The sequence below is a fragment of the Pseudonocardia sp. SID8383 genome (genome assembly GCF_009864975.1).
Taxonomy (GTDB): Bacteria; Actinomycetota; Actinomycetes; order Mycobacteriales; family Pseudonocardiaceae; genus Pseudonocardia; species Pseudonocardia alni.
Genome location: NZ_WWFY01000183.1, coordinates 1 through 4,383, shown reverse-complemented (window position 1 = coordinate 4,383; position 4,383 = coordinate 1). Strand labels below are relative to the sequence as shown.

The 4,383-nt window shown below is 76.8% G+C and carries 4 protein-coding genes; 3 read left to right on the top strand and 1 reads right to left on the bottom strand.

What is annotated here, in order from left to right; all coding sequences use genetic code 11:
- Positions 1–195: 195 nt before the first annotated feature.
- Positions 196–663: a nitroreductase/quinone reductase family protein gene (locus GTW08_RS04575; RefSeq protein WP_083658304.1), complete on the top strand. Its 468-nt coding sequence runs from the start codon at positions 196–198 to the stop codon at positions 661–663.
- Positions 664–703: 40 nt separating this feature from the next.
- Positions 704–1,486 (top strand): LLM class flavin-dependent oxidoreductase, encoded by a 783-nt coding sequence (locus GTW08_RS04570; protein ID WP_083658307.1) that lies wholly within the window; start codon positions 704–706, stop codon positions 1,484–1,486.
- Here GTW08_RS04570 and GTW08_RS04565 read toward each other — a convergent pair.
- The gene (locus tag GTW08_RS04565; protein ID WP_073574940.1) at positions 1,470–3,167 is read right to left on the bottom strand and encodes a class I adenylate-forming enzyme family protein; all 1,698 of its coding nucleotides are present in this window, start codon (positions 3,165–3,167) and stop codon (positions 1,470–1,472) included. The genes GTW08_RS04570 and GTW08_RS04565 overlap by 17 nt on opposite strands.
- Positions 3,168–3,311: 144 nt before the next feature.
- Between GTW08_RS04565 and GTW08_RS04560 the strand changes: the two genes are divergently transcribed.
- Positions 3,312–4,383: AbrB family transcriptional regulator (locus GTW08_RS04560; protein WP_346009851.1), on the top strand; the 1,072-nt coding region annotated here is incomplete at its 3' end.

Below are 4,383 nucleotides of genomic sequence, written 5' to 3'. Positions count from 1 at the left end.
GACCGTGCCCGCGACGAGGCCGACCGCGCCGCCCGGGACGCCGCGGGGCGGGCCGAGCGGGCCGAGGAGGACCTGGCCCGGGCCGAGGAGGCGCTGGACGGGCTGCGGTCGGACTGAGCCCCCTCCGCTGCGACGCCCCGCACCCGCCCGCCGGCCCGTGGCATCCTGACCCGGATCCGAGAACGAGGAGCCCCCGTGTCCGACGATCCCCGCCGTCACATCCGTGCCCCGCAGCAGATCAAGCACCTGAACGACGACCTGCTCGCCCGGCGCGACCGTGGCGAGCTGCCGTTCGAGCTGCCCGTCCTGACCGTCCCCGGCCGGCGCAGCGGGACACCCCGGCACACGCCGCTGACGGTGTACGCGACCGGCGGGCAGCGGTTCGTCGTCGGCGGGTTCCCGGGCGCGGACTGGATCGTCAACGTCCGGGCCGCGGGCGGGCGGGCCACGCTGAGCACGGGTCCCGACGCCGACCCGGAGCCCGTCGTGCTGGTGGAGGTGCCGCCGGAGCAGGCGCGCCCGGTGCTGGAGGCGTGGCCGCAGGTCACCCCGGAGGGCGTCGGGATCATGGTGGAGAACGGGGTCGTCGCCGAGCCGACGCCCGAGGCGCTGGGAGCACTGACCGGCATCTGCCCGGTGTTCCGCATCGACCCGCCCCGGTAGCCGTACGACGCCGGCGGCCGCGCGTGGCACGGTGACCGGCATGGACTTCGGCATCGTCTTCCGGCCCGAGCTGCCCCCCGAGGAGCTGCCGGGTGTGGCCCGTGACGTCGAGGCCGCGGGGCTGGACCAGCTGTGGCTGTGGGAGGACTGCTTCCTGCACGGCGGGACCGCCACCGCGGCCGTCGCGCTGGCCCACACCGGCGCCCTCACCGTCGGGGTCGGGCTGTTCCCGGTGCCGCTGCGGAACCCGGCGGTCGTCGCCATGGAGACCGCCTCGCTCGCCCGGCTGTTCCCGGGCCGCTACCTGCCGGTCCTCGGGCACGGCGTGCTCGACTGGATGGGCCAGGTCGGCAACCGGGTCGCCTCGCCGCTGACCCTGCTCGCCGAGCACACGACCGCGGTACGGGACCTGCTCGCCGGTCGCGAGGTCACCCGCTCCGGGCGCTACGTCTCCCTGGACCGGGTCCGGCTCGACCACCCGCCGACGACCGTCCCACCGGTGCTGGTCGGCGGGCGCGGGCCGCGCACCCTGCGGCTGGCCGGGGACCTCGCCGACGGGGTCCTGCTCGACTCGGGCCTGTCCCCCGCCGACGTCCGGTCCTCGCTCGACGCGTGCGGCCCGGGCGGCGCCGCGGACGGGTTCCGGCGCATCGGCTACGTCGCACTGCCGGAGCACCGGGCCGAGGTGGAGGCGGTCGTCCGGAGCCACGCCGCGGCCGGGCCGGACACCGTCGTCCTGGTCCCGCCGGCCGGCGCCCCGGACCCGCGTCCCTGGCTGGAGGCCGTCTCCGCGGCCCGCAGGACGCTCACGCCGGAGCGGTGAACCCCGAGCGCAGCTCCCGCTTGCGGATCTTCCCGGTCGCCGTCCTGGGCAGCGGCTCGTCGGTCCACCGCACGTGCGCGGGCGCGGCGAACTCCCCCACCCGCGCGGCGACGGCGGCGCGGACGGCGTCGTCGTCGCGGGCCGCTCCGGGGCGGGCCCGGACCAGTGCGGCGACCTCCTCGCCCAGGCGCGGGTGCGGCACGCCGAGCACCGCCACCTCCAGCACCCCGTCGACGGTGTGGATCGCCGCCTCCACCTGCGCGGAGTACACGTTCTCCCCACCGCGCAGCACGACATCCTTCAACCGGTCCACGACGTACACCCAGCCGTCGGTCACGTGCCCCAGGTCGCCGGTGCGGAACCAGCCGTCGACGAACGCCTCGGCGTCGGCGTCGGGCCGGTTCCAGTAGCCGCGGACCACGTTCGGGCCGCGGAACCACAGCTCGCCGACCTCGCCGTCGCGCAGCGCCTCCCCGTCCGGGCCGGCGACCCGCAGCCGGGCCCCCGGCGCGGGCCGGCCGACCGAGTCGGGACGGGCCCGGTACTCGGACCCGGTGTTCGCGCAGATCGCCGAGGTCGTCTCGGTCAGGCCGTAGCCGTTCGCGGCCCCGGCGCCGAGGTCGCGCCCGATCCGCGCGACGAGCTCGGGCGGCACGGGTGCCCCGCCCATCCCGACCGTCCGCAACGACGCGAGGTCGGCGGGGTCGGCGCCGTCGAGCAGCTCCGCCGTCGTCGACGGGACACCGTTGGAACGGGACAGCCGCTCGGACCGGACGACGGCCCGCGCCGCGGCCGGGTCCCAGCGGTGCAGGGTCGCGAGCTTCGCCCCGCCGAGCACGGCGCCGACGAGTCCGTTGATGCCGGCGATGTGGAACATCGGGTACATCAGCAGCGTCCCCTGCTGCCCCGGCGGCGGTCCCACCCCGGAGTCGAGCGCGGTGGCGCGGGCCTGCAGCGCGACGTTGAGCAGGTTCGTCACGTGGTTGCGGTGGGTGCCGACCGCGCCCTTCGGTCGGCCGGTGGTGCCGGAGGTGTAGAGGATCGTCGCGTCGTCGTCCGGGCCGGGCGCGGCGACCCCGACCGGGTCACCGGGGCCGTCGGTGCGCAGCCCGAGGTCCTCCCACCCGGTCACCGGACCGGGCGCGGGCGCGCCGCCCCCGCGGACCCGGACGACCGGCACCCCGGTGCCGCTCCCACCGCACAGGGCGGCGCACCGTTCCGGGTCGGCCACGACCAGCCCGGCACCGGAGTCGGCCACCGCCCACGCCAGCTCGGGTGCGCTCCACCAGGCGTTCAGCGGGACGACGACCAGCCCCGCGACCTGGGCGGCGAAGAAGACCACCGGCCACTCCGGCAGGTTCCGCATCGCGATCGCGACCCGGTCGCCGGGGCGCAGCCCGAACCGTCCGGTGAGCACGCAGGCCAGGTCGGCGACCAGGCTCCGGTGCTCGCCGTAGGTGCGACGCTCGCCGTGGTGGACGGTGAACGTGCGCTCCGGCCACGCCGCCGTCGCCGCCCACAGCTCGGCCAGGGTGCGCGGGCCACGCCGGTAGACCCGCATCGCGGCGCCGCGCACGTCGGCGTCGACCAGCTCGAACTCCCCGCCGGGCGCGGTCAGTGCGGCGATCACCGGGCCGAGCCCGGTGGTCGCGGCGGTGTCGTCTCTCGGGGTGTCTCGCATCGGCGCACCTCCTCGTGCCCGTCCGTCCTACCCCGGCGGGGTCCGGAGGGGAAGCCGTGGTCGTTCGCTCTCGACAACGATCGTGTCCCGACTCACCGCGCACCAGTACGCCTGTCCCATTTAGGCTCGGGTCGTGATCACACGGTGAGCCCCCGCCCGTCGCTGTCCGGATGGTGGCGCTGGCTGCTGCTCGCCGCGCTGACCGTGCTCGTGACCGCCGGGCTCGCCGCGGTCGACGTGCCCTCCCCCGCCCTGTTCGCCGGGCTGCTGGTCGCGACCGTCCTCGCCCTGACCGGGCTCGGCCCCGCCCGGGTCGCCCGCCCGGCGACGTCGGGTGCGCAGGCGGTCATCGGCGTCGTCATCGGCCTGCTCGCCCGCCCGGACACCCTGGCCGCGGTGGCAGCCGAGTGGCTGCCGGTCCTGCTGATCAGCCTCGCGACGCTGCTGGTCAGCATGGGATCCGGACTCCTCATGGGTCTGCAGCGCGGGGTCACCCCGCTCACCGGGATGCTCGCGCAGACCGCGGGCGGCGCGTCCGGGCTCGTCGCGATCAGCCGCGAGCTGGGCGGCGACGAGCGCACCGTCGCCGTCATCCAGTACCTGCGGGTCGGGCTGGTCACCGCGACGATGCCGGTGGTCGCCGCGGTCGTCTACGGCGCCTCCCCCGGCGCACCCGCCGCCGCGACCACCGGCCCCGGCGCGCCGTGGTCGGTCGGGCTCGCGGTGACCGCGCTGTGCGTGGGCGTCGGCGTCCCGCTCGGGAAGCTCGCCCGGGTCCCCGCCGGTGCGCTGCTCGGACCGATGGTGGTGGCGCTGGTCATCAGCCTGGCCGGGTTCTCCTTCGCCGCGTCGGTGCCGCTGCCGCTCGTCGACGTCGCCTACGCCGTCATCGGCTGGCAGGCCGGGCTGCGCTTCACCCGGGCCGCGCTCGGCACCGTCGCGCGGGTGCTGCCGCTGGCGACCGCGCTGATCCTGGGCGTCGTCGCGCTCTGCGCCGGACTGGGGCTGCTGCTGTCGCACTTCACCGGCATGACCCCGCTGGAGGGCTACCTCGCGACCACCCCGGGCGGGGTGTACGCGGTGCTGGCGACGGCGATCTCCTCCGGCGTGGACGTCACCTCGGTGGTCGCGGTGCAGGTGCTGCGGGTGATCCTGATGCTGCTGGTCGCGCCGTGGATCGCGCGGCTGGTCGGCCGGCGGCTCGGCCCGGGCGGCG